Here is a 20,036-nt window from a genome sequence, read left to right on the forward strand (position 1 = left end):
GGCATGCGAAAGCCCGTGCGGCCCCCCACGGGGGCGGGGCCGCACGGGCCCGAGAGTTCACCCGACCCGGTGGTACCGGATCAGCCCGCTTCCTTGACCTGGGCCGGCGTCGGCGCCGAGCCGCCCAGGTGCGCAGGCTGCCACCAGGCGCCCTCCGCCTCCTTCTGGGACACGGGGTAGGCCCGCTGCGCGGCGTCCAGCAGCTCCTGCACCCGCTCCCGGAGTCGCCGGGTGATCGCGCCGGCGTACTGGTCCGCCGGCGCCTCGATCGGCTCGCCCACCCGCAGCGTCACCGGGATGTGGCTGCGCTTGAGGTTGCGCGGCTTGCCCTTGGTCCACAGCCGCTGCGTGCCCCACAGGGCCACCGGGATCAGCGGTACGCCGGCCTCCTGCGCCATCCGCGCCGCCCCCGACTTGAAGCTCTTGAGGGCGAAGGACTGGGAGATCGTCGCCTCCGGGAACACCCCGATGATCTCGCCGGAGCGCAGCGATTCGAGGGCGTGCCGGTAGGCGGTCTCACCCTGCGCCCGGTCCACCGGGATGTGCTTCATCGCGCGCATCAACGGGCCCGACACCTTGTGGCGGAACACCGACTCCTTCGCCATGAACCGCACCAGGCGCTTCTGCGGCCGGGCCGTCAGCCCGGCGAAGATGAAGTCGAGGTAGCCGATGTGGTTCGACACCAGCACCGCCCCGCCCTTGGTCGGGATGTTCTCGGTGCCCTTCATGTCGATCCGGATGTCCAGAGCCCGGAACAGCGCATGCGCGGCGCCGATCACCGGGGGGTAGACGAGCTCAGCCATGAGGGGGAGACCCCGCTTTCTGCCTGGGGAAGTTCTCCCGGCGTTAAGTTACGGCTGCGTAGGTACGCGGCCCTTGGGGATCGTGCCGTATTCCAGGGCTGCTGGCCAGCCCAGACGCCCGTCCCCGGGGAGATTCTCGTCACGCGGAGGATCACCCGCGGAATGCAGCGCGCACTGCGGGCGCTCGGATCGCCGTACGAACGTACTCGATGATGGGGGACGCGGCGCCCGCCGGTGACGGCGGGCGTACGTACGGACACGTGACGGTGACGGTGACGGGAGCGGGAGTGCACGGGGACGCGGCGGGACAAGGGGCCGGTGCCGGGCGGCTGGACGCCGCACAGCTGGGCGCGGAGCCGGGGCAGCGGGCGAGCCTGGTGCAGTTCTCCAGCGCCTTCTGCCAGCCCTGCCGGGCCACCCGGCGCATCCTGGCCGAGGTGGCGGGCATGGTCGACGGCGTAGCGCACATCGAGATCGACGCCGAGCGAAACCTGGAACTGGTGCGGGCCCTGGGCATCGAGAAGACCCCGACCGTGCTCGTCCTGGACGCGGGCGGCCGCATCGTCCGGCGCGCTGTGGGGATGCCGCGCAAGGCCGATGTGATCGCCGCGCTGGGCGCCGCGGTGTGAGGGGTGCGCCGGTGCATGCGCCCGCACATAGCGTGACGCGCCTCGCATCTGCCCGTCCCCGCTTGACTGTGTACAGCGGAGATCGCCAGTCTGGCGCCATGAGGTACGAACTTCTGTTGTACGGGCGCGTCCACGTGGACCTCGTCCGTCACGCGAGTGCGCGCTGTCAGGAACACTGAACGACCCCGCCCTGACCCGATGATCCAACGCGCTCGCGTCCGCCGCCCTGCGGCAGAGCAGAAGGAAGGCCCCCGATGACGGCCTCCGCGGCCCAGTCCGCCACCACCACTGCGTCCCTGCGGACGGGCCCGCCCCCGCAGCCCGTCGTTCCCGTACGGCCCGGTGTCCCCGTGCAGGCCGTGCAGCCCGGCGAGGCCGCCCGCCGCGGGTCGGTGCAACCGGTCGGACCGGTCGGACCGGTGGGATCCCCGGGTGACCCGTTCGCCTCCGCACTGCCCGGCTCGCCCGAGCTGCTGCGGTCGGTCTTCCGCCGGCACGCCGCGGGCGTCGCGGTGATCACCTCCGCCCACGGCGACCGTCCGGTCGGCTTCACCGCGACCTCGCTCAACTCGGTCTCCGCCGATCCGCCGCTGCTGTCCTTCACCACCGGCACGGGCTCCTCGACCTGGCCCGCCCTGCGCGACTGCGACCACCTGGGCGTGCACATACTCGGCGAGCACCAGCGGGAACTGGCGGGCCTGTTCGCGCGGAGCGGAGCGGACCGTTTCGGCCCGGGCACCGGCTGGTCGCGGGGCCCGTACGGGGTTCCGCTGCTGGACGGGGTGCTGGCGTGGCTGGTGTGCCGGGTCGTGGCACGGGTGCCGGCGGGCGAGCACCGTGTGATCATCGCGGAGGCCGTGGTCGGGGACCCGGCGGGGCAGGGCCGTCCGCTGCTGTACCACCAGGGGCGCTTCAACGCGTTGCGCGACTGAATCGTCCCTGCTGGGGCGGGTTGGGGCGGCGTTGGGCAGATCACAGCTCAGCGGCCTTGCCTCTGGGGGAGACCCACGATGTACTGGCGAGTAACATTCTGATCGGGGCGCGGGCCGCCCCGACCGGGATCCGCCCGACGAGGCGCCTATGCTGCCTGCATAAGGCGGTATCAGAAACAAGACGATGCGGTAGGAGAGCCGGCGTGAGCCTGAGGATCGTTGTCTGTGTGAAGTACGTGCCCGACGCCACCGGCGACCGGCACTTCGCCGATGACCTGACGGTGGACCGCGACGACGTCGACGGTCTGCTGTCGGAGCTCGACGAGTACGCCGTCGAGCAGGCGCTGCAGATCGCCGAGGACGCCGACGACGCCGAGATCACCGTTCTGACGGTGGGCCCGGAGGACGCCAAGGACGCCCTGCGCAAGGCGCTGTCCATGGGTGCCGACAAGGCCATCCACGTCGAGGACGACGACCTGCACGGCACCGACGTGATCGGCACCTCCCTGGTGCTGGCCAAGGCCATCGAGAAGGCCGGTTACGACCTGGTCATCACGGGCATGGCGTCGACGGACGGCACCATGGGTGTCCTCCCGGCGGTCCTCGCCGAGCGCCTGGGTGTCCCGCAGGTCACCCTGCTCTCCGAGGTCAAGGTCGAGGACGGCACCGTCACGGGCCGCCGCGACGGCGACACCGCGAGCGAGCAGCTCGAGGCCTCCCTCCCGGCGGTCGTCTCCGTGACGGACCAGTCGGGCGAGGCCCGCTACCCGTCCTTCAAGGGCATCATGGCCGCAAAGAAGAAGCCGGTGGAGTCCTGGGACCTGTCCGACCTCGACATCGAGGCGGAGGAGGTCGGCCTGGAGGGCGCCTGGACCGCGGTGGACTCCGCGGCGCAGCGTCCGGCGCGCACCGCCGGCACGATCGTCAAGGACGAGGGCGAGGGCGGCAAGCAGCTGGCCGAGTTCCTGGCCGGCCAGAAGTTCATCTAAGAGCTTCAGCCAGCACTTTCCACATCGCCCCCTGACTACTTCGCATTCGCAGGAGCATCCCCATGGCTGAAGTCCTCGTCTACGTCGACCACGTGGACGGCGCCGTCCGCAAGCCCACCCTCGAGCTGCTGACCCTGGCCCGCCGCATCGGCGAGCCCGTCGCCGTCGCCCTCGGCGCCGGTGCCGAGAACACCGCCGCAACGCTCGCCGAGCACGGTGCGGTCAAGGTCCTCACCGCCGACGCCCCCGAGTTCGCCGAGTACCTCGTCGTACCGAAGGTGGACGCGCTGCAGGCCGCCCACGAGGCCGTTTCCCCGGCCGCCGTGCTCGTCCCGTCCTCCGCCGAGGGCAAGGAGATCGCGGCCCGCCTCGCCGTCCGCATCGGCTCCGGCATCATCACCGACGCCGTCGACCTGGAGGCCGGTGACGAGGGCCCCGTCGCGACGCAGTCCGCGTTCGCCGCGTCCTTCACCACCAAGTCCCGCGTCTCCAAGGGCACCCCGGTCATCACCGTCAAGCCGAACTCGGCTCCGGTGGAGGCCGCCCCGGCCGCCGGCACCGTCGAGGCGCTCGCCGTCACCTTCGGCGCCCTGGCCACCGGCACCAAGGTCACCTCGCGCACCCCGCGCGAGTCGACCGGCCGCCCCGAGCTGACCGAGGCCGCGATCGTGGTCTCCGGCGGTCGCGGCGTCAACGGTGCCGAGAACTTCGGGATCATCGAGGCGCTGGCCGACTCCCTCGGAGCGGCCGTCGGTGCCTCGCGCGCCGCCGTCGACGCCGGCTGGTACCCGCACACCAACCAGGTCGGCCAGACCGGCAAGTCGGTCTCCCCGCAGCTGTACATCGCCACCGGCATCTCCGGTGCGATCCAGCACCGGGCCGGCATGCAGACCTCGAAGACCATCGTCGCCATCAACAAGGACGCCGAGGCCCCGATCTTCGAGCTCGTCGACTACGGCGTCGTCGGTGACCTCTTCGAGGTCGTCCCGCAGCTGACCCAGGAGATCCAGGCGCGCAAGGGCTGACCTGCGCTCCTCTGCGCTCTCCTTCACGGAGCCCGTCTCGGGGCCGTGCGGTGTTCTCACCGCACGGCCCCGAGCCGTTTTCCGGGTCGGCTGTACCGGGTCGATGCCGGGACCCCGTCGGCGGGACCATTGACGGAGCGGAACCCCGTGACTAAATTCTGCTATGCGGATCTGGGATTCCGTGAAGCGGAAAGAGGAGTGTGTGGGAATGGGCCAGCAGGAGAAGGTGGCGACGAGCCTCGCAGGCGCGGTCAGCGAGGGCATCAGCGCCTCCCTCGCCCCGGTGGACGCGGAGCTCGCCCGCCACTACCCGGGCGACCCCGGCACCCGCCAGCCCGTCCACACCGTCTACGTGCCCGGCGACGTCTTCGCCGCCGACACCGTCCGTTCCTGGGGCGACCAGGCCCTCGCCGCCCTCGACGAGCACGCCCCCGACGCCGCCACCTTCGCCGAGGTCCTCGGCATCGGCGACGAGCTCGCCGGCCCCGTCTACGAGCGGGTACGGGCCAAGCTCCGGCGCGAGCCCGTCGAGGACCTGCGCGTCGACTTCGAGGACGGCTTCGGGGTCCGCTCCGACGAGGAGGAGGACCAGGCCGCCGCCCGCGCCGCCCGGCTCGTCTCCGAGGCCTTCTCCAACGGCACCAACGCCCCGTACATGGGCATCCGCACGAAGTGCATGGAGGCCAACGTCCGCGACCGCGGCATCCGCACCACCGACGTCTTCCTGTCCGGGCTCCTGGAGCACGGCGGCCTGCCCGAGGGCCTCGTCCTGACCCTCCCGAAGGTCACGTACGCCGAGCAGGTCAGCGCCTTCGTCAAGCTGCTGGAGGCCTTCGAGACCACCCGGGGACTGCGCCCCGGCCGGATCGGCTTCGAGATCCAGATCGAGACCAGCCAGGCCATCCTCGCCTCCGACGGCACCGCGACCGTGGCCCGGATGATCGACGCCGCTAAGGGCCGCGCCACCGGTCTGCACTACGGCACCTTCGACTACAGCGCCTGCGTCGGGGTGTCCGCCGCCTACCAGTCCAGTGACCACCCGGCGGCCGACCACGCCAAGGCGATCATGCAGGTCGCCGCCGCCGGCACCGGCGTACGCGTGTCCGACGGATCGACGAACGTGAAGCCCGTCGGCACCACCGAGCAGGTCCACGAGGCCTGGAGGCTGCACTACGGCCTCACCCGCCGGGCCCTGGCCCGCGCCTACTACCAGGGCTGGGACATGCACCCGGGCCACCTGCCGACCCGCTACGCGGCCGTGTTCACCTTCTACCGCGAGGGCCTCGAAGCGGCTGCCGCGCGGCTCAAGGCGTACGTCGCCAAGATCGAGGGCGATGTGATGGACGAGCCCGCCACCGCGAAGGCACTGGCCGGGTACCTGGTCCGCGGCCTGGACTGCGGGGCGGTCGGCACCGACGAGGTCACCGCCCTGACCGGCCTGACCCGCGCCGAGCTCGACGCCTTCGCGATCCCGCGGCGGTCGGCGACGCTGACGGCCACGGCCTGAGGCGGGCGACGGTCCGGGGCGGGCCAGGGTCTGGGGGAGGCCCCGGGCGGGCGAGCGGCCGGGGGAGTCCTGGGCGGGCGATCGACTGGGGGAGTCCCGGGGGCGATGACGGAGGCCCGGGTGGGCGGGCCGACAGCGGTCACCTGCGCAGCGGGCCGATGGCCCACAGGTTCAGGACGCTGTCCGCGCCGACGGTGGCGAGCAGGCTGCCGTCCGGGGAGAAGGCCAAGCCGTTGACGGGCCCGCCGTGGCCCGCCCATGCGGAGTCGACGAGCTCCCTGGTCACCGGATCCCACAGGAGGACCACGCCGTCGTGCCCGGCGGTGGCGAGCAGGCTGCCGTCCGGGGAGAACGCCAGGTGGTTGACCTGCGGGACCTGACGGCTGAGCGGACTGCCGTGCCGGCCGCTGCCGTCGAGGTCCCACAACCGTACGGCGGAGTCCCCCGAGGGCGCGGCCAAGGTCCGGCCGTCCGGCGAGAACGCGAGGGCCCGGGCCCCCGGGTACGGTCCGCCCACCAGGACGTGCGTACCGGTCCGCCAGAGCCGGACGTCGCCGGCGCTGTCGGCCGCTGCCAGGATCCGGCCGTCCGGGGAGAACGCGATCACCGTGACCGTGCTCAGGGGGCTCCCGGAGAGGTCGTGCACCGCCCCGCCGACCGGCTCCCCGTCCGGGACGGTGCGCAGGAGCACAGAGCCGTCCCCGGCCAGCGACGCGAGCAGGCGGCCGTCCGGGGAGAACACGAGCTGGCGAGATGCGCCCGCTTGATCGGCGCGCCAGGTCCGCCGGACCGCTCCGGTCAGGGGATCGCGCAGGCAGACGACCCCTTCGGGGGACTCGGTGGCCAGGAGGGCGGCGTTCGGCGAGAACGCCAGGCAGTGGGGCGCGGACGGCGGCGCGGGTGCCGACGGTCCGAGGGGAGCCCGGGTGACCGGGTCCAGCAGGTGCAGCGCGCGTTGCAGGGACGTCGTCGCGAGGACACGGCCGTCGGGGGAGAACGCGACGCGCAGGAGGCCGTGGCCACCCACCCGGACGGACGGCAGCCGGATCGCCCACCGCTCGCTCAGCGCGGCCTCCAGGGCCCTGGAGGCGAGGGGGGTGCCGGGGGAAGCGGTGCTGGGTGTGGGTGCGGTGCTGGGTGTGGTGCCGGACGTGCCGGCGCGTTCGTACAGCAGGACGCCGTCGTCGGAAGCCGTCGCCAGCAGGCGGCCGTCGAGGGAGAAGGCGATGTCCTCGACCCCGGTGGTGTGGTCCGTGAGCGGTGGCCCGACGGGCCGGCCCGTGGCGGTGTCCCAGAGCCGTACGGTCGTGTCCCGGGAGCCGGTGGCGAGCAGCCGGCCGTCGGGCGAGAAGGTCAGCGCGAAGACGGCGTCGGCGTGGCCGGCGAGGGGCGGCCCGTCGCGGCCCCCGGCCGTCTCCCACAGGGCGGCCCGGCCGTCGCGGTAGCCGAGGGCGAGGAGCCTGCCGTCGGGGGAGAACGAGAGCGCCTCCGGCGCGCCGGACCCGGGGGCGAGCGCAGCGCGGGGCAGCTCCTTCTTGCCGACCAGGTCCTTGACGCGCCCGCCGTGGGTGGCGGCCAGGACGCGCCCGTCGCGGGCGAACGCCACGGAGCGGAACGGGTCCTCCTCCCGGCCGTGGGCGAGGGTGACCGGGCGCCGTCCCGCGTCGGGACTGCAGAGGTGGACGGTCCCGTTGCTCTCCACGGCAGCGGCCGTGCTTCCGGAGGGGGCGCAGCTGATTCCGGTGACCCCGCTGACGTAGAAGGTCAGGGGCGGGCGGCACACGCGGCCGGTGGCGGGGTCGAACCAGAAGAGCGTCTGAGGGTTCCGGCTGCCGGCGATCAGCAAGCCGTCCGGGGTGAAGGCGAGCGGGGGCCGCGCGGTGAGCGGGGCGGTGGTGGGCCGGCCGGTGGCGGTGTCCCACAGCCGGACCGCCTCGGGCCCGCCCGAGGCCAGGAGCCGTCCGTCGGGCGAGAACACCACGGCCGAGGCCGGCGCCGAGTCCCGGTTGACGCGGTGCCGCAGGGTGTAGGGCGGCGGGGTGGAGTACGGATCGGGGGCTGGGGCTGGGGCTGGGGCTGGGGCTTCGGCTGGGGCCTCGGCCGGGGTCGGCTCGGGGCTCGGGGCAGGGCCCCGTTCCGGTTCAGGGCTCGTGGGCGTGTTCTGTTCCGCGTTCTGTTCCGCGTTCTGTTCCGTATTCGGGTCGGGGTGCGGGGTGGGGTGCGGTCGGCGAAGTTCGGGTGGCGTGGGCTGCCCGTCGTGCGGTCGCGGAGACCCGGCCGGGTCGGGGTGCGGTGCCGGCGGGTCCGGGCTCCGCTCGAACGGGGGTTCGTCCTGTGGGTCGTGCTGGTCGGGGCCTTCGGCAGGTCGGGGCGGCCTGCCGGGTTGGAGGGCGGCCAACTCCTGCCAGCGGCGGCGCCAGGCGACCAGTTCGGGCGCGGTGTGCGAGGGGATCGCGGTTTCGCGGCCGTACTCGTCGTACGCGTACAGCATCCGCACCAGCCCCATGAGGGTGTCGGCGCGGACGAGGCGCCTCCCGTTGAACGCATCGCTCTGCGTGGCGACCGACAGTCGGATCCCGGTGCGGGAGGCCTCGGCGCGGGCCACCAGGTCCCGGTACGAGGGCCTGCCCCGCTCGATCCGTAAGCGTGTCAGTTCGCCTGCGAGCGCGGCGAGTCCCGCCTCGAACGCGCCGTGCCGCTGTGACTCCATGGCCCCCCTCGACCCCGTGTGGCCGACCAGGCTAGGGCATCGTCCGCGGAACGGTCCCGAACTTTCCGGAACACCGCGAAACACCGGGGAACACTTCGCTGTTCTGCGGAACGGCCGCTTCGTTCACGGGAGTTAGCCTCCGATCCGGAACGGAGTACTTTGTTCCGTCGCTGCTCTGAGATCCCGCCGGCGGGAGTGGAATCGAGCCATGACCACTTCACCGAACCGGACCGGAAACCACGACCGGCCCTTCCTGTCGCTGCACGCGGCCGTCGTCCTGCTGGCCGCCCTGCTCATCGGACTCGTCGTCGGCGGGCTGAGCCGCCTCGGCGGCGTGCCCACGCCCCTGGCCGTGCTCGCCGGGCTCGGCGCCGCCGGAGCGGCCGTGCCCGTACTACACGGGCTGATCCGGTAACCGTCAGGGGGGCGGGGGGAGTTCGCCCGAGCCGCGCGGGACGAGGCGGGTCGGCAGCTCGATACGGGTCGGGGGGAGCGCGGCGCCCGCCAGGCGCTGGAACAGGCGGTCCGTGGCCACCCGACCCAGGGCCGCCGCGTCCTGCGCGACCACCGTCACCCCGGGGCGCAGCAGGTCGGCCAGCTCGAAGTCGTCGAAGCCGACCAGTGCCACCTGGTGCGGATGCCCGGCCAGGACCCGCACCACCGTCACCGTCACCCGGTTGTTGCCCGCGAAGAGCGCCGTGACCGGCTGCGGGCCCTCCAGCATCGCGCGCGCGGTTGCCGTGACGCTCTCCGGGTCCGTCGGGCCGAGCGAAGCCCAGGAAGGCGCGACCGGCAGGCCGGCCTCCGCCATGGCCTCGCGGTAGCCGCGCAGACGTTCCACCGCCGTGTGGATGTGCGGGCGGTCACCGATGAACCCGATCCGCCGGTGCCCGCCCGCGATCAGGTGCGCGACGCCCTCGTGGGCGCCCGCGCGACTGTCCGACAGCACCACGTCCGCCTCGATCCGGCCCGCCGGCCGGTCCACGAACACCGTGGCCACGCCGGCCCGGATCTCCGGCTCCAGATAGCGGTGGTCGTCCCCCGCCGGGATCACGATCAGTCCGTCGACCCGGCGGGCGCACAGCGCCAGCGCCAACTCCCGCTCCCGGTCCGGGTCCTCGGCGCTGGACCCGTTGATGAGCAGCGCCCCGTGCGCTCGGGCGACCTCTTCCACGGCCCGGTTCAGCGGTCCGTAGAACGGGTCCGCGAGGTCCTCCAGGACCAGTCCGACCGTCGCCGTGCGGCCCTTGCGGAGCACGCGCGCACTGTCGTTGCGGCGGAAGCCCAGCGCCTCGATGGCCTCCCGGACCCGACGGACCGTCTCCGGGGTGACCCCCGGCTCCCCGTTGACGACCCGGGACACCGTCTTCAGACCCACCCCGGCGCGGGCCGCCACGTCCTTCATGGTCGGCCGGTGGCCGTAGCGGGATTCGGACGGGTGGCGGCTGTGTGGCACGGGACGGGATCCTCCGGGGCGGGTGGTGGGCTGCAACGGACGTGCGGCGGCGGGTTGATGCGGCGCCGTGGTCCCGAGGATAAGCACTGCGCCGGTGCGCGGTTTCCATGGCAGGGTGATCGGGGCAAGCCACAGGGGGCTCGGACGAGCCGTGGGGAGAGGGATAGACGTGATTGTCTGGATCAACGGCACATTCAGCGCCGGGAAGACCAGCACGGCCCGCGAACTGACCGGCATTTTGCCGGACAGCACCCTGTACGATCCGGAGCTCGTCGGCGACGCACTGCGCAGGCTATTGCCGCGCAAGCGCCTCGCGGAGGTGAGCGACTACCAGGACCTGCCGAGCTGGCGCCGCCTGGTGGTGGACACGGCGGCCGCGATGCTTTCCGAGGTGGGCGGGGTGCTCGTCGTACCGATGACGCTGCTGCGCCAGGAGTACCGGGACGAGATATTCGGCGGGCTGGCGGCGCGGCGGATTCCGGTGAGGCACGTGCTGCTGGCGCCGGCTGAAACGATCCTGCGGCATCGGATCGCGACCCGTCAGGAGCCGGGGGATCCGCACGAGGTGGACCTGAGGGTGCGACAGTGGGCGTACGACCACATCCCGGCCTACAAGCAGGCCCTGGGCTGGCTCACCGCCGACGCGCACGTCGTCGACAACGGCGAGCTGAGCGTACGGGAGACGGCGGAGCGGATCGCCGAGGCCGTGCGTACGGAGGCGGCCGGCGTCTGCGACATCGTCCAGACCCCGGAGCCGACACGGGAGACGGTGGCGGCCGGGGTGCTGCTGTTCGACGACGAGGACCGGGTGCTGCTGGTCGATCCGACGTACAAGGCGGGATGGGAGTTCCCGGGCGGGGTCGTCGAGGCGGGAGAGGCGCCGGCCTGCGCGGGGGTGCGGGAGGTCGCCGAGGAACTCGGCATCGAACTCGGGGCTTTGGCCGGGCTGTTGGTCGTGGACTGGGAGCCTCCGGTACGCCCCGCGTACGGCGGGATCCGGCTGCTCTTCGACGGGGGCCGCCTGGACGCGGACGCGGCTGCCCGACTGCGACTCCCGGGACCGGAGTTGCGGGCCTGGCGGTTCGTGACCGAAGCGGAGGCCGCGGAACTGCTGCCGCCGGTTCGGTACGAGCGGCTGAGGTGGGCCCTGCGGGCACGTGAGCGGGGGCGGACCTTGTATTTGGAGGCGGGGCGGCCTTTGCCCTAGCTGGGGGGCGTGGGGGTGGGGTGTTTGGGTGGGCGTCGGGTGGCGTTCGGGTGGGTGGGTGGGGGTGGGTGGGTCTGGGGGAGCGGGGGTTCCGTTGCTCGGGGGTGCGGGCTGCCGGGGGAACGGCCAGGGGGCATAGGGCCCGGGTGCGGGCCTGGTGGAGGGGCAGGGAGCCCGGGTGCACTGGTCTCTACCGGAAGGCCGTCCGGAGCGTGGGGGCGCAGCAGATCGCTACGTGCTTTCCGGGCATGGGCGGCCGGCCGCCGTCGGGGGCGGTCTTCGGCTGTCAGTGGAGGATCGGCTCGGCCGTGGTTGCGGTTCGGAGGATGGAGGCCGTGTCCTTGGTCAGGGGGTCTCCGTGGCCGAAGCAGGCCACGGACGGGGCAAGCGACGCCAGCCGGCGGAAGGACGCCCGGGCCTGCTCGCGGTCCACGTTGAACACGCCGAGCATCACCTGGCCGACGCCGGCGACGCAGTCGCCGGTGAAGAGCACGCCCTGGCGCGGCAGGTGGATGCCGATGCTGCCCGGGGTGTGCCCGGGGGAGTGGACCACCACGGCGCCGTCGCCGAACGGGAGCACCTCCCCGTCCTCCACCTCGCGGTCGACGCGCGTCGGCGGTGCCTCGGGGACCGTGAGCCCGTGCTCGTAGAGCGGGATCTCCCAGTCCAGCAGCACCGGCTCGGGGACGGGCTGCTCGCCCCGGATCACGGGCGCTTCCAGGCGGTGGGCCAGCACCTGCGCGCCCCAGCGGCCGGCGAGTTCGTTCGCCGCGCCGACGTGGTCGCGGTGGCAGTGGGTCAGGACGATGGCCTTGAGGCGCTCCGGGGAGTGGCCGAGGGAGCGGATCGCCTCCTCGATCGTGGGTGCTGAGGTGGCGTGGCCCGCGTCGACGAGGGTCAGGGAGCCGTCGGCGTCCTGCCATAGGTAGGCCTGGCCGATCGGGAAGCGGAGCATGTGGAGTTGGTCGGGCAGTATCTCGACAAGATCCATGCGATCAACGTACGGCGCCCGGGTCGGGTGGGAAACGGCTTTCACCAGCAGCGGACTGCGTCCACAGCGCACGTCGATCGATCCGCCGGGCCCGGGGTCACCCCCGGGTCCGGCGGGGCGGTGGCCCGGACGGAGCCGGGCCGCTGGATCAGGCGAGCTTGGAGGTGGCGTAGTTGACGAGGAAGTGGGCCTCGGCGACGGAGAGGCGTTCCAGCTCCTCGGGGGAGACGCTCTCGTTGACCGCGTGGATCTGCGCCTCCGGCTCGCTCAGGCCGATCAGCAGCATTTCTGCGTGCGGGTAGAGCGAGGTCAGCGTGTTGCACAGGGGGATCGAGCCGCCCATGCCGCTGACCTGCATCTCCTGGCCCGGGTAAGCGACCTGCAGGGCGGCGGCCATGGAGGCGTACGCCGGGCTGGTCGTGTCCGCCTGGAACGGCTGGCCCTGGCCGACCACCTCCAGTTCGAGGTGCGCCTTCCACGGGGTGTGCGCGATCAGGTGGGCTTCCAGCAGCTTGATGGCCTCGGCGGTGTCCACGCCCGGCGGCACCCGCAGGCTGATGAGTGCGGAAGCACTCGCGTGGACCGACGGGGTGGCGCCGACCACCGGCGGGCAGTCGATGCCGAGCACGGTGACGGCCGGGCGGGCCCACAGACGGTCCGCGATGGTCCCTTCGCCGATCAGTTCGACCCCGTCGAGGACCTTCGCGTCGGCCCGGAAGTCCGCCTCCGGGTACTGCAGGCCCTCCCACACCGCGTCCGATGCCAGGCCGTCGACGGTCGTCGAGCCGTCCGCTGCGCGCAGCGAGTCCAGCAGGCGGATCAGTGCGGCCAGGGCGTCGGGGGCGACGCCGCCGAACATGCCGGAGTGCAGGTTGCCGCCCAGCGTGTCGATCTTCACCTTCAGCAGGCACATACCGCGCAGGGTCGCCGTCACGGTCGGCAGGCCGAGGCGGAAGTTGCCCGCGTCGCCGATGACGATGGTGTCCGCGGCCAGCAGCTCCGGGTGCGCCTCCGCGTACTGCTGGAGACCGCCGGTGCCCTGTTCCTCCGAGCCCTCGACGATCACCTTCACGCTGACGGGGACACCGCCGTTGGCCTTCAGGGCACGCAGCGCCAGCAGGTGCATGATGAAGCCGCCCTTGCAGTCCGCGGCACCGCGGCCGTACCACCGGCCGTCCCGCTCGGTCAGCTCGAAGGCGGGGGAGATCCAGGCGTCGTCGTCCAGCGGCGGCTGGACGTCGTAGTGCGCGTACAGGAGGACGGTGGGCGCCCCCTCCGGGCCGGGCAGGAAGCCGTACACGGACTGGGTGCCGTCCGGGGTGTCGAGCAGGGCCACGTCCTGGAAGCCCTCGGCGCGCAGCGCACCGGCCACCCAGTTCGCCGCCCCCTCGCTCTCGCTGCGGGGGAACTGCGCCCAGTCCGCCACCGACTGGAAGGCCACCAGCTCGGTCAGCTCCTGCTTGGCGCGGGGCATCAGCGAGGCGATGGTCTCGGCGATCGGATTCTGGGACATGGGCACGCTCCTCCTGGGTGCGACGTTGTGTCACGTGTACGCCTGCCGGCATCCGCCTGGTGGGCGCATGCCGGATTCGGTCGCCCGGTACGGCGGCCGGGCGCGGCGCAGGTCAGTCCGATCCTCGCACAGCAGCACGGGCCGGACACGCGCCGTAGGATTTCCCCGGCATCGGAGCAACCATGATCAGGAGCAGCAGCACATCGTGAGCAGCGACGACGACGTACGCGACGCAGCAGGGCAGGCCGCTGGGGGGGCGGGGGACATGGTGGCCGGGGGGACCGGTGAGGTGTGGGACGTGGTCGTGGTCGGGGCCGGCCCGGCCGGCGCCGCGGCGGCCCACGCGGCGGCGAGCGCGGGGCGGCGGGTGCTGCTGCTGGAGAAGGCGGAGCTGCCCCGGTACAAGACGTGTGGTGGCGGGATCATCGGTCCGTCGCGTGACGCGCTGCCGCCCGGCTTCCAACTGCCGTTGAAGGACCGGATCCATGCGGTCACGTTCACCCTGAACGGCAAGCTGACCCGCACGCGCCGGTCGAAGCACATGCTGTTCGGGCTCATCAACCGGCCCGAGTTCGACGCCGGGCTGGTCGCCGAGGCGGAGAAGGCGGGGGCGACCGTGCGTACGGGCACCGCCGTCGCCCGCGTCGAGCAGCACGGGGCGGCGGTGCCGGACCGGCGCACGGTCGCCGTGGTGCTCGCGGACGGGGAGACCGTCCTGGCCCGGGCCGTGGTCGGTGCCGATGGCAGCGCCAGCCGGATCGGCGCGCACGTCGGCGTCGAGACGGACCAGGTGGACCTCGGCCTGGAGGCGGAGATCCCGGTACCGGCGACGGTGGCCGAGGACTGGAAGGGCCGCGTCCTCATCGACTGGGGCCCGCTGCCCGGTAGTTACGGCTGGGTCTTCCCCAAGGGCGACACGCTCACGGTCGGGGTCATCTCGGCGAAGGGCGAAGGCGCCGCCACCAAGCGGTACCTGGAGGACTTCATCGCCCGCCTGGGGCTGGCCGGCTTCGAACCGTCCGTGTCCTCCGGGCACCTGACGCGCTGCCGCAAGCCGGATTCGCCGCTGTCGCGCGGCCGGGTGCTGGTGGCGGGCGATGCGGCCGGACTGCTGGAGCCGTGGACCCGCGAGGGCATCTCCTATGCGCTGCGCTCGGGCCGACTGGCCGGGGAGTGGGCGGTGAAGATCGCCGAGGCGCAGGACGCGGTGGACGCGCGGCGGCAGGCACTGAACTACGCCTTCGCCATCAAGGCCGGGCTGGGCGTGGAGATGGCCGTCGGCAAGCGGATGCTGACGCTCTTCGAGGCGAAGCCCGGGCTGCTGCACGCCGCGATGACGGGCTTCCGCCCGGCGTGGCGCGCCTTCGCCCGGATCACGCGGGGCGCGACGACACTGGCCGACCTGGTCCGGACGTACCCGCTGGCCCGCAAGGCCCTCCACCTCCTGGACGACAGGCAGACCGGCCCGACCCCGCAACCGCCGACCCGCTGAGGGATCCGGTCCCGTCGGCCGTCGGGGGCCTGCCGCCCCGGGGCCGGCGGGCCGGCCGGGTCGCCGCGGGCTGCGGGTGTCCGACTCGCGTGGCCGCGCTCGCGGTCCGTGGTGGGTCAGGGCGTCAGGGTCAGGCGGAAGACCGGGTGGTCGGCTGAGGCTTCCCGGAGGACCGTCTCGGGGGAGTCTGCGTCGACGCCCTTGAAGAAGGCGTTGACCTCCCATCCCCAGCGCTCCAGGTAGGTACGCAGGATCCGGGCCTTTTCCGCGGGGTCGGTGAGCTCGATGACCGTGAACGTGCGGATCTTGCGGCCCACGCGCAGCTCGTCGCCGCCCGCCACGCGCATGTTGCGGACCCACTGGGAGTGGCCGCGCGCCGACACCAGGTACTGCTCGCCCTCGTGGGCGTGCGGGTTGACCGGGATCCGCTGCATTCGGCCGGACGTGCGGCCGCGGACCGACAGTTCGGCCGTGCCGGCCAGGCTGAGGCCGGCGCGGGCGAGTCTGCCCACGAGGGAGTTGAAGCGGGCGGCGAGGGGGCCGGCCTGGACGTAGTACGGGGCGTCGGGTGCGGACATCGCGGCCTCCGAGGATGAGAGAGCGGTGCTCTCGGATGAGAGCAGTGTGCACCGGCTGGCGAAGCTAGGCAAGAGCAGTGCTCTCGGATTGGAGCGGCGGTCTTGGTTTTGGGCGGTGATCTCGGTGACTGGCACACTGGCCCGCATGACTACCGTGCGCGGGGCCCGTGAGCGGGCCCGTATCGAGGTCACCGCGGCCATCAAGGACGAGGCGCGCCGCATGGTCGCGGCGGAGGGTGCCGCCAAGCTGTCGCTGCGGGCCGTCGCCCGCGCGCTGGGCATGGTCTCCTCGGCCCTCTACCGCTACTTCCCGAGTCGCGACGAGCTGCTCACCGCGCTCATCGTCGACGCCTACGACAGCGTGGGCGCGGTGGCGGAGGACGCCGACGCCCGTGCGATCGCCGCCGGCGACCCGCCGCGAGCGCGCTGGACCGCCGTCTGCCGCGCCTTCCGGGGATGGGCGCTCGAACATCCGCACGAGTACGCCCTCATCTACGGCTCCCCGGTTCCCGGCTACAGCGCCCCCGTGGACACCGTCGGGCCGGCCGCCCGGGTCGGCAACGTCTTCATCGGTATCGTGCGCGCCGCCTTCGAGGACCGCGGGCTCGCCCTGCCACCGCTGCCCGCCGCCCTGCGGCCGGAGGCCGCACGGATGACCGCGGACTTCGCGGAAGGGCTGCCGCCGGAGGTCACGGCCGCCCTGATCGCCGCCTGGGCGCAGCTGGCCGGGCTGGTCTCCTTCGAGCTGTTCGGCCAGTTCGACCGGGTGGTCGAGGACCGCGACGCCTTCTTCGCGCATGCGGCGGGGCAGCTGGCGCACGGTGTCGGGCTGCCCGCGGCGTGATCTGGGGCGGCGGCCCGGGCGGCCCGCGCGCCCCGGCTAACGGCCGTCGTTCTCCGGGCGGCGGGCGAAGCGCCACAGCAGGTGGATGACGCGGAACACGAACACCACCGCGGCCAGCAGCCCGCCCGCCACCGTCAGGACGTCCTCGGTGGCGGCGGAGAGGTCGAAGGCCAGGGCGGGTCCGTACACCGCGCCGAACACCAGGGCGGCGGCGAAGCACGCGCTGACGAAGGCGTAGCCGATCTCGATGGTGATCGCGTCCCGGTCCGCCTGCGTGCGTCGCTGTCCTGCGTGCTGTCCCATACGTGCAGTGTCGGGTGGGGCGCACATCGTGACAAGGTGTCATTCCGTCGTCGCGCCGGCGAATCCGCGCGCCACCGCGTCGTCGGCGGGGTGGTTCAGATACCGGCCGTCTCGATCCAGAGGCGGGCCAGCGTCTCGTCCCCCGTCACCCCGGGGCCCGTCAGCGGGAGGCGGTTCCACAGGGCCGCGTACAGCCAGGCGGCCTCGCCGGTCACCTCGCAGTCCGCCGGGCCCGCATCGCCGAGGACCGCGCGGGGCGGCTCCGGCGACAGGTGCACGGTCCACACCGCACCCGTGTCGGCGGCCCGGATCCGCAGCACCCGGGGCTCCCCGGTCCGCACCCGGCTGCGCGGCCGCGCGTGGAAGCCGGTCAGCAGCTCGTCCACGCCGTCCTCCGCGAACTCCGGAGCCACGCGGGCGAAGGGCGTGCCGAGTGCCGCCTCCGCGTCCATGCGGTGCACGGTCGTCTCGTGCGCCTGCCGGCGCGCCCAGAACGCGAGCGGCGACGGCGGGGCCGTCGGCAGGAACGTCCAGCACTGGACGTCGGCCGGCGCCTCCGTCAGCGTCCGGACCAGCGCCGCGTGCCCTTCCCGGAACCAGGCGAGCAGCTCGGCCCCGACCAGCTCGGGCCCGTCGGGGATCGGGGTCGGCTCCACGACCGCGTCCTGGACGAACGAGGCCGCCCACCGGTGCACCGCCCCCGTGTGTCGCAGCAGATCCGTGACGCGCCAGGTGGGGCAGCTGGGCACGACGGTGTCCATGCCGGCCCGTTCGGCCGTCTCGGCGAGCAACTCGCCTTCCCGTTCCAGGGCCTCGACGTACTCGGTGATCTTCATGCGGGCAGTGTCCCAGCCGAGCCGGGACAATGGGGCCATGAACGGGGAACTCTTCCCGCGGGAGCGGGCCGAGATCACCCCCGGCGCGGTGCACGTGCCCGACTGGCTCCACCCGGAGCGCCAGCGGGAGCTGCTCGCCGCCTGCCGGGTGTGGGCGCGTCCGCCCGCCGGGCTGCGCACGGTCCGGACGCCTGGCGGCGGGACGATGACCGCCCGCCAGGTGTGCCTCGGCCTGCACTGGTATCCGTACGGGTACGCCCGGACCGCCGTCGACGGGGACGGGGCTCCCGTCAAGCCGATGCCCGCCTGGTTGGCCGAGCTGGGGCGGGAGGCGGTGGCCGCCGCGTACGGAGAAGGGGCGGGTACCGGGCGCGGCTGGCTTCCCGCGGGGGCCGCCTACGACATCGCGCTGATCAACTTCTACGGCGGGGACGCGCGCATGGGCATGCACCGTGATGCCGAGGAGAAGTCCCCGGCCCCCGTTGTCTCCCTCAGCCTCGGCGATGCGTGCGTCTTCCGCTTCGGCAACACGGCGTCGCGGGGGCGGCCCTACCAGGACGTGCAGTTGTGCAGCGGGGACCTGTTCGTCTTCGGGGGCCCGGCCAGGGCGGCCTACCACGGGGTGCCGAAGGTGCTGCCCGGGACGTCACCGCCCTGGCTCGGCCTGACCGGGAGGCTGAACGTCACGCTCCGGGTCAGCGGGTTGGAGCTGCCCCCTGACTGACGGGTCGCGGCCCGGGCCGTTCCGGTCGTGGGCCGGCCCGTGGCCGAGACGCATCGGTGATCGACCGGCGGCGACGCGCAGCCCGCGGATCATGCGAGGATCGCTGTCATGAACGGCAACGGGGCCCCGCGGCGGCGGGTGGGGGACGTGACGACGGCGTCCGCGTCCGCGGCGTCCGCGAAGACCAAGCTGGAACGGGGCCGGGGCGCGCTCGGGCCGGCACTGGAGCTCGTCCACACCGGCCGGGCCCCCACCCGCGCGGTCCTGACGGCCGAGCTCGGCGTCACCCGCGCCACCGCGGGGGCCGTCGCGGCCGAGCTGGAAGCCCTCGGGCTCATCCGCGTCGACTCCAGTCCCGGCCGGGCGGGAGGCGCCCAGGGGCGGCCCTCGCACCGGCTCGCGATCGACGAGAACGGCCCCGTGGCCCTGGCCGCACAGGTGCACCCGGACGGCTTCCGCGCCGCCCTCGTCGGTCTCGGCGGCCGGATCGTGGCCACCGCCCCCGGCAAGATCACCGTGTCGGAGGATCCTGCCCAGGTATTGGGCGCGGTCGTGGAGGCGGGCGCCACGCTGCTCGCCGAGACGGGCCGCCGCTGCGTCGGCGCCGGGCTCGCGGTCCCGTCTGCCGTCGCCGAGCCGGACGGTACGGCGCTGAACCCGCTGCACCTGGCCTGGCCGGCCGGTTCTCCCGTACGGGCCATCTTCGAGCAGTGCGTGAAGGCGGCCGGCATCGACGGCCCCGCCCTGGCGGGGAACGACGTCAACCTCGCCGCGCTGGCCGAGCACCGGCACGGCGCGGGCCGCAGCGCCCAGCACCTGCTGTGCGTGGCGACCGGGCACCGCGGGGTGGGCGGGGCGCTCGTACTCGACGGCCGCCTGCACAGCGGGAGTTCTGGCCTGGCGTTGGAGGTCGGCCACCTCACCGTGAACCCGGAGGGGCGGGCTTGCCACTGCGGCGGGCGCGGCTGCCTCGACGTGGAGGCGGACCCGCTGGCGTTCCTGACGGCGGCGGGCCGTACGCCGGGGCCGGAGGTGTCCCTGCTGCAGCAGGCCCGCGACCTGCTGCGCGAGGAGCACGCGCAGCCCGCGGTGCGAGCGGCCACGGAAGAGCTCATCGACCGGCTCGGCCTGGGCCTCGCGGGCCTGGTGAACATCCTGAACCCCGACCGGATCATCCTGGGCGGGCTGCACCGGGAGCTCCTCCACGCGGACCCGGAGCGGCTGCGGGCCGTGGTCGCCGACCGGAGCCTGTGGGGCCGCAGCGGGGGAGTGCCGATCCTGCCGTGCACGCTGGACCACAACAGCCTGGTGGGGGCGGCGGAGCTGGCCTGGCAGCCGGTGCTGGACGACCCGCTGGGGGCGTTGGGGGCCGCCGCGTAGCGGGCCCCCTGTACCGCGTGTGCCCCTGTACCGCGTGTGCCCCTGTACCGCGTGTGCCCCTGTACCGCGTGTGCCCCTGTACCGCGTGTGCCCCTGTACCGCGTGTGCCCCTGTACC

General features: G+C 73.4%; 19 protein-coding genes. 11 read left to right on the forward strand and 8 right to left on the reverse strand.

Going from position 1 to position 20,036, the window contains the following annotated elements; translation table 11 throughout:
- Positions 1 to 80: 80 nt before the first annotated feature.
- Positions 81 to 803, reverse strand: a complete 723-nt coding sequence (locus tag ACFV7Q_RS33040; protein WP_385434234.1) for a lysophospholipid acyltransferase family protein — start codon at positions 801 to 803, stop codon at positions 81 to 83.
- Positions 804 to 1,090: 287 nt separating this feature from the next.
- Between ACFV7Q_RS33040 and ACFV7Q_RS33045 the strand changes: the two genes are divergently transcribed.
- From ACFV7Q_RS33045 to ACFV7Q_RS33065, 5 genes are all read left to right on the forward strand, one after another.
- A complete protein-coding gene (locus ACFV7Q_RS33045) occupies positions 1,091 to 1,432 on the forward strand; it encodes a thioredoxin family protein (RefSeq protein WP_385434264.1) in 342 nt (113 codons plus the stop codon).
- 419 nt (positions 1,433 to 1,851) lie between these two features.
- Entirely contained in the window at positions 1,852 to 2,364 is a 513-nt protein-coding gene (locus ACFV7Q_RS33050) for a flavin reductase family protein (protein ID WP_385434266.1), read from the forward strand.
- A 203-nt stretch (positions 2,365 to 2,567) separates the two neighbouring features.
- Positions 2,568 to 3,353, forward strand: coding sequence for an electron transfer flavoprotein subunit beta/FixA family protein (locus ACFV7Q_RS33055; RefSeq protein ID WP_385434236.1), 786 nt, complete (start codon positions 2,568 to 2,570; stop codon positions 3,351 to 3,353).
- 62 nt (positions 3,354 to 3,415) lie between these two features.
- The gene (locus ACFV7Q_RS33060) at positions 3,416 to 4,378 is read left to right on the forward strand and encodes an electron transfer flavoprotein subunit alpha/FixB family protein (protein ID WP_385434238.1); all 963 of its coding nucleotides are present in this window, start codon (positions 3,416 to 3,418) and stop codon (positions 4,376 to 4,378) included.
- Between the two features lie 208 nt (positions 4,379 to 4,586).
- Positions 4,587 to 5,885, forward strand: a complete 1,299-nt coding sequence (locus ACFV7Q_RS33065) for a DUF6986 family protein (protein WP_385434240.1) — start codon at positions 4,587 to 4,589, stop codon at positions 5,883 to 5,885.
- A gap of 139 nt (positions 5,886 to 6,024) precedes the next feature.
- Here ACFV7Q_RS33065 and ACFV7Q_RS33070 read toward each other — a convergent pair whose 3' ends face one another.
- Entirely contained in the window at positions 6,025 to 8,595 is a 2,571-nt protein-coding gene (locus ACFV7Q_RS33070) for a hypothetical protein (RefSeq protein WP_385434241.1), read from the reverse strand.
- A 208-nt stretch (positions 8,596 to 8,803) separates the two neighbouring features.
- Between ACFV7Q_RS33070 and ACFV7Q_RS33075 the strand changes: the two genes are divergently transcribed.
- Positions 8,804 to 9,010 carry a hypothetical protein gene (locus ACFV7Q_RS33075; RefSeq protein WP_385434243.1) on the forward strand — a complete coding sequence of 69 codons (207 nt, stop codon included), beginning with the start codon at positions 8,804 to 8,806 and terminating at the stop codon, positions 9,008 to 9,010.
- Between the two features lie 3 nt (positions 9,011 to 9,013).
- Here the strand turns inward: ACFV7Q_RS33075 and ACFV7Q_RS33080 are convergent, their stop codons facing one another.
- A complete protein-coding gene (locus tag ACFV7Q_RS33080; protein ID WP_385434268.1) occupies positions 9,014 to 10,000 on the reverse strand; it encodes a LacI family DNA-binding transcriptional regulator in 987 nt (328 codons plus the stop codon).
- Positions 10,001 to 10,220: 220 nt separating this feature from the next.
- On the opposite strand from ACFV7Q_RS33080, the gene ACFV7Q_RS33085 reads away from it, so the two are divergent.
- Positions 10,221 to 11,258 carry an NUDIX domain-containing protein gene (locus ACFV7Q_RS33085; protein WP_385434245.1) on the forward strand — a complete coding sequence of 346 codons (1,038 nt, stop codon included), beginning with the start codon at positions 10,221 to 10,223 and terminating at the stop codon, positions 11,256 to 11,258.
- A 286-nt stretch (positions 11,259 to 11,544) separates the two neighbouring features.
- On the opposite strand, the gene ACFV7Q_RS33090 is transcribed toward ACFV7Q_RS33085, so the two are convergent.
- The gene (locus ACFV7Q_RS33090) at positions 11,545 to 12,249 is read right to left on the reverse strand and encodes an MBL fold metallo-hydrolase (RefSeq protein WP_385434247.1); all 705 of its coding nucleotides are present in this window, start codon (positions 12,247 to 12,249) and stop codon (positions 11,545 to 11,547) included.
- Positions 12,250 to 12,397: 148 nt separating this feature from the next.
- The gene (locus ACFV7Q_RS33095) at positions 12,398 to 13,762 is read right to left on the reverse strand and encodes a dipeptidase (RefSeq protein WP_385434249.1); all 1,365 of its coding nucleotides are present in this window, start codon (positions 13,760 to 13,762) and stop codon (positions 12,398 to 12,400) included.
- A gap of 265 nt (positions 13,763 to 14,027) precedes the next feature.
- On the opposite strand from ACFV7Q_RS33095, the gene ACFV7Q_RS33100 reads away from it, so the two are divergent.
- Positions 14,028 to 15,254, forward strand: a complete 1,227-nt coding sequence (locus ACFV7Q_RS33100; RefSeq protein ID WP_385434270.1) for a geranylgeranyl reductase family protein — start codon at positions 14,028 to 14,030, stop codon at positions 15,252 to 15,254.
- Between the two features lie 116 nt (positions 15,255 to 15,370).
- On the opposite strand, the gene ACFV7Q_RS33105 is transcribed toward ACFV7Q_RS33100, so the two are convergent.
- Complete coding sequence (locus ACFV7Q_RS33105) at positions 15,371 to 15,832, reverse strand: nitroreductase/quinone reductase family protein (protein ID WP_385434252.1); 462 nt, start codon at positions 15,830 to 15,832, stop codon at positions 15,371 to 15,373.
- 145 nt (positions 15,833 to 15,977) lie between these two features.
- Between ACFV7Q_RS33105 and ACFV7Q_RS33110 the strand changes: the two genes are divergently transcribed.
- Positions 15,978 to 16,676 (forward strand): TetR/AcrR family transcriptional regulator, encoded by a 699-nt coding sequence (locus ACFV7Q_RS33110; RefSeq protein ID WP_385434254.1) that lies wholly within the window; start codon positions 15,978 to 15,980, stop codon positions 16,674 to 16,676.
- Between the two features lie 36 nt (positions 16,677 to 16,712).
- Here ACFV7Q_RS33110 and ACFV7Q_RS33115 read toward each other — a convergent pair whose 3' ends face one another.
- On the reverse strand, positions 16,713 to 16,979 hold the full coding sequence (locus tag ACFV7Q_RS33115; RefSeq protein WP_385434256.1) for a DUF6332 family protein: 267 nt from the start codon (positions 16,977 to 16,979) through the stop codon (positions 16,713 to 16,715).
- 95 nt (positions 16,980 to 17,074) lie between these two features.
- Positions 17,075 to 17,815: a maleylpyruvate isomerase family mycothiol-dependent enzyme gene (locus ACFV7Q_RS33120; RefSeq protein ID WP_385434258.1), complete on the reverse strand. Its 741-nt coding sequence runs from the start codon at positions 17,813 to 17,815 to the stop codon at positions 17,075 to 17,077.
- 37 nt (positions 17,816 to 17,852) lie between these two features.
- Between ACFV7Q_RS33120 and ACFV7Q_RS33125 the strand changes: the two genes are divergently transcribed.
- Entirely contained in the window at positions 17,853 to 18,539 is a 687-nt protein-coding gene (locus ACFV7Q_RS33125; RefSeq protein WP_385434260.1) for an alpha-ketoglutarate-dependent dioxygenase AlkB family protein, read from the forward strand.
- A gap of 108 nt (positions 18,540 to 18,647) precedes the next feature.
- Positions 18,648 to 19,919, forward strand: a complete 1,272-nt coding sequence (locus tag ACFV7Q_RS33130; RefSeq protein WP_385434262.1) for an ROK family protein — start codon at positions 18,648 to 18,650, stop codon at positions 19,917 to 19,919.
- The last annotated feature ends 117 nt before the right edge of the window (positions 19,920 to 20,036 follow it).

Source organism: Streptomyces sp. NPDC059851, from assembly GCF_042732005.1.
GTDB lineage: Bacteria > Actinomycetota > Actinomycetes > Streptomycetales > Streptomycetaceae > Streptomyces.

Bases quoted from the DNA above. Each gene is read 5' to 3' on its own strand.
- ACFV7Q_RS33040 (WP_385434234.1), bottom strand. From the start codon at position 803: ATGGCTGAGCTCGTCTACCCCCCGGTGATCGGCGCCGCGCATGCGCTG.
- ACFV7Q_RS33060 (WP_385434238.1), top strand. From the start codon at position 3,416: ATGGCTGAAGTCCTCGTCTACGTCGACCACGTGGACGGCGCCGTCCGC.
- ACFV7Q_RS33065 (WP_385434240.1), top strand. From the start codon at position 4,587: ATGGGCCAGCAGGAGAAGGTGGCGACGAGCCTCGCAGGCGCGGTCAGC.
- ACFV7Q_RS33070 (WP_385434241.1), bottom strand. From the start codon at position 8,595: ATGGAGTCACAGCGGCACGGCGCGTTCGAGGCGGGACTCGCCGCGCTC.
- ACFV7Q_RS33075 (WP_385434243.1), top strand. From the start codon at position 8,804: ATGACCACTTCACCGAACCGGACCGGAAACCACGACCGGCCCTTCCTG.
- ACFV7Q_RS33080 (WP_385434268.1), bottom strand. From the start codon at position 10,000: ATGAAGGACGTGGCGGCCCGCGCCGGGGTGGGTCTGAAGACGGTGTCC.
- ACFV7Q_RS33090 (WP_385434247.1), bottom strand. From the start codon at position 12,249: ATGGATCTTGTCGAGATACTGCCCGACCAACTCCACATGCTCCGCTTC.
- ACFV7Q_RS33095 (WP_385434249.1), bottom strand. From the start codon at position 13,762: ATGTCCCAGAATCCGATCGCCGAGACCATCGCCTCGCTGATGCCCCGC.
- ACFV7Q_RS33100 (WP_385434270.1), top strand. From the start codon at position 14,028: ATGGTGGCCGGGGGGACCGGTGAGGTGTGGGACGTGGTCGTGGTCGGG.
- ACFV7Q_RS33105 (WP_385434252.1), bottom strand. From the start codon at position 15,832: ATGTCCGCACCCGACGCCCCGTACTACGTCCAGGCCGGCCCCCTCGCC.
- ACFV7Q_RS33110 (WP_385434254.1), top strand. From the start codon at position 15,978: ATGACTACCGTGCGCGGGGCCCGTGAGCGGGCCCGTATCGAGGTCACC.
- ACFV7Q_RS33115 (WP_385434256.1), bottom strand. From the start codon at position 16,979: ATGGGACAGCACGCAGGACAGCGACGCACGCAGGCGGACCGGGACGCG.
- ACFV7Q_RS33120 (WP_385434258.1), bottom strand. From the start codon at position 17,815: ATGAAGATCACCGAGTACGTCGAGGCCCTGGAACGGGAAGGCGAGTTG.
- ACFV7Q_RS33125 (WP_385434260.1), top strand. From the start codon at position 17,853: ATGAACGGGGAACTCTTCCCGCGGGAGCGGGCCGAGATCACCCCCGGC.
- ACFV7Q_RS33130 (WP_385434262.1), top strand. From the start codon at position 18,648: ATGAACGGCAACGGGGCCCCGCGGCGGCGGGTGGGGGACGTGACGACG.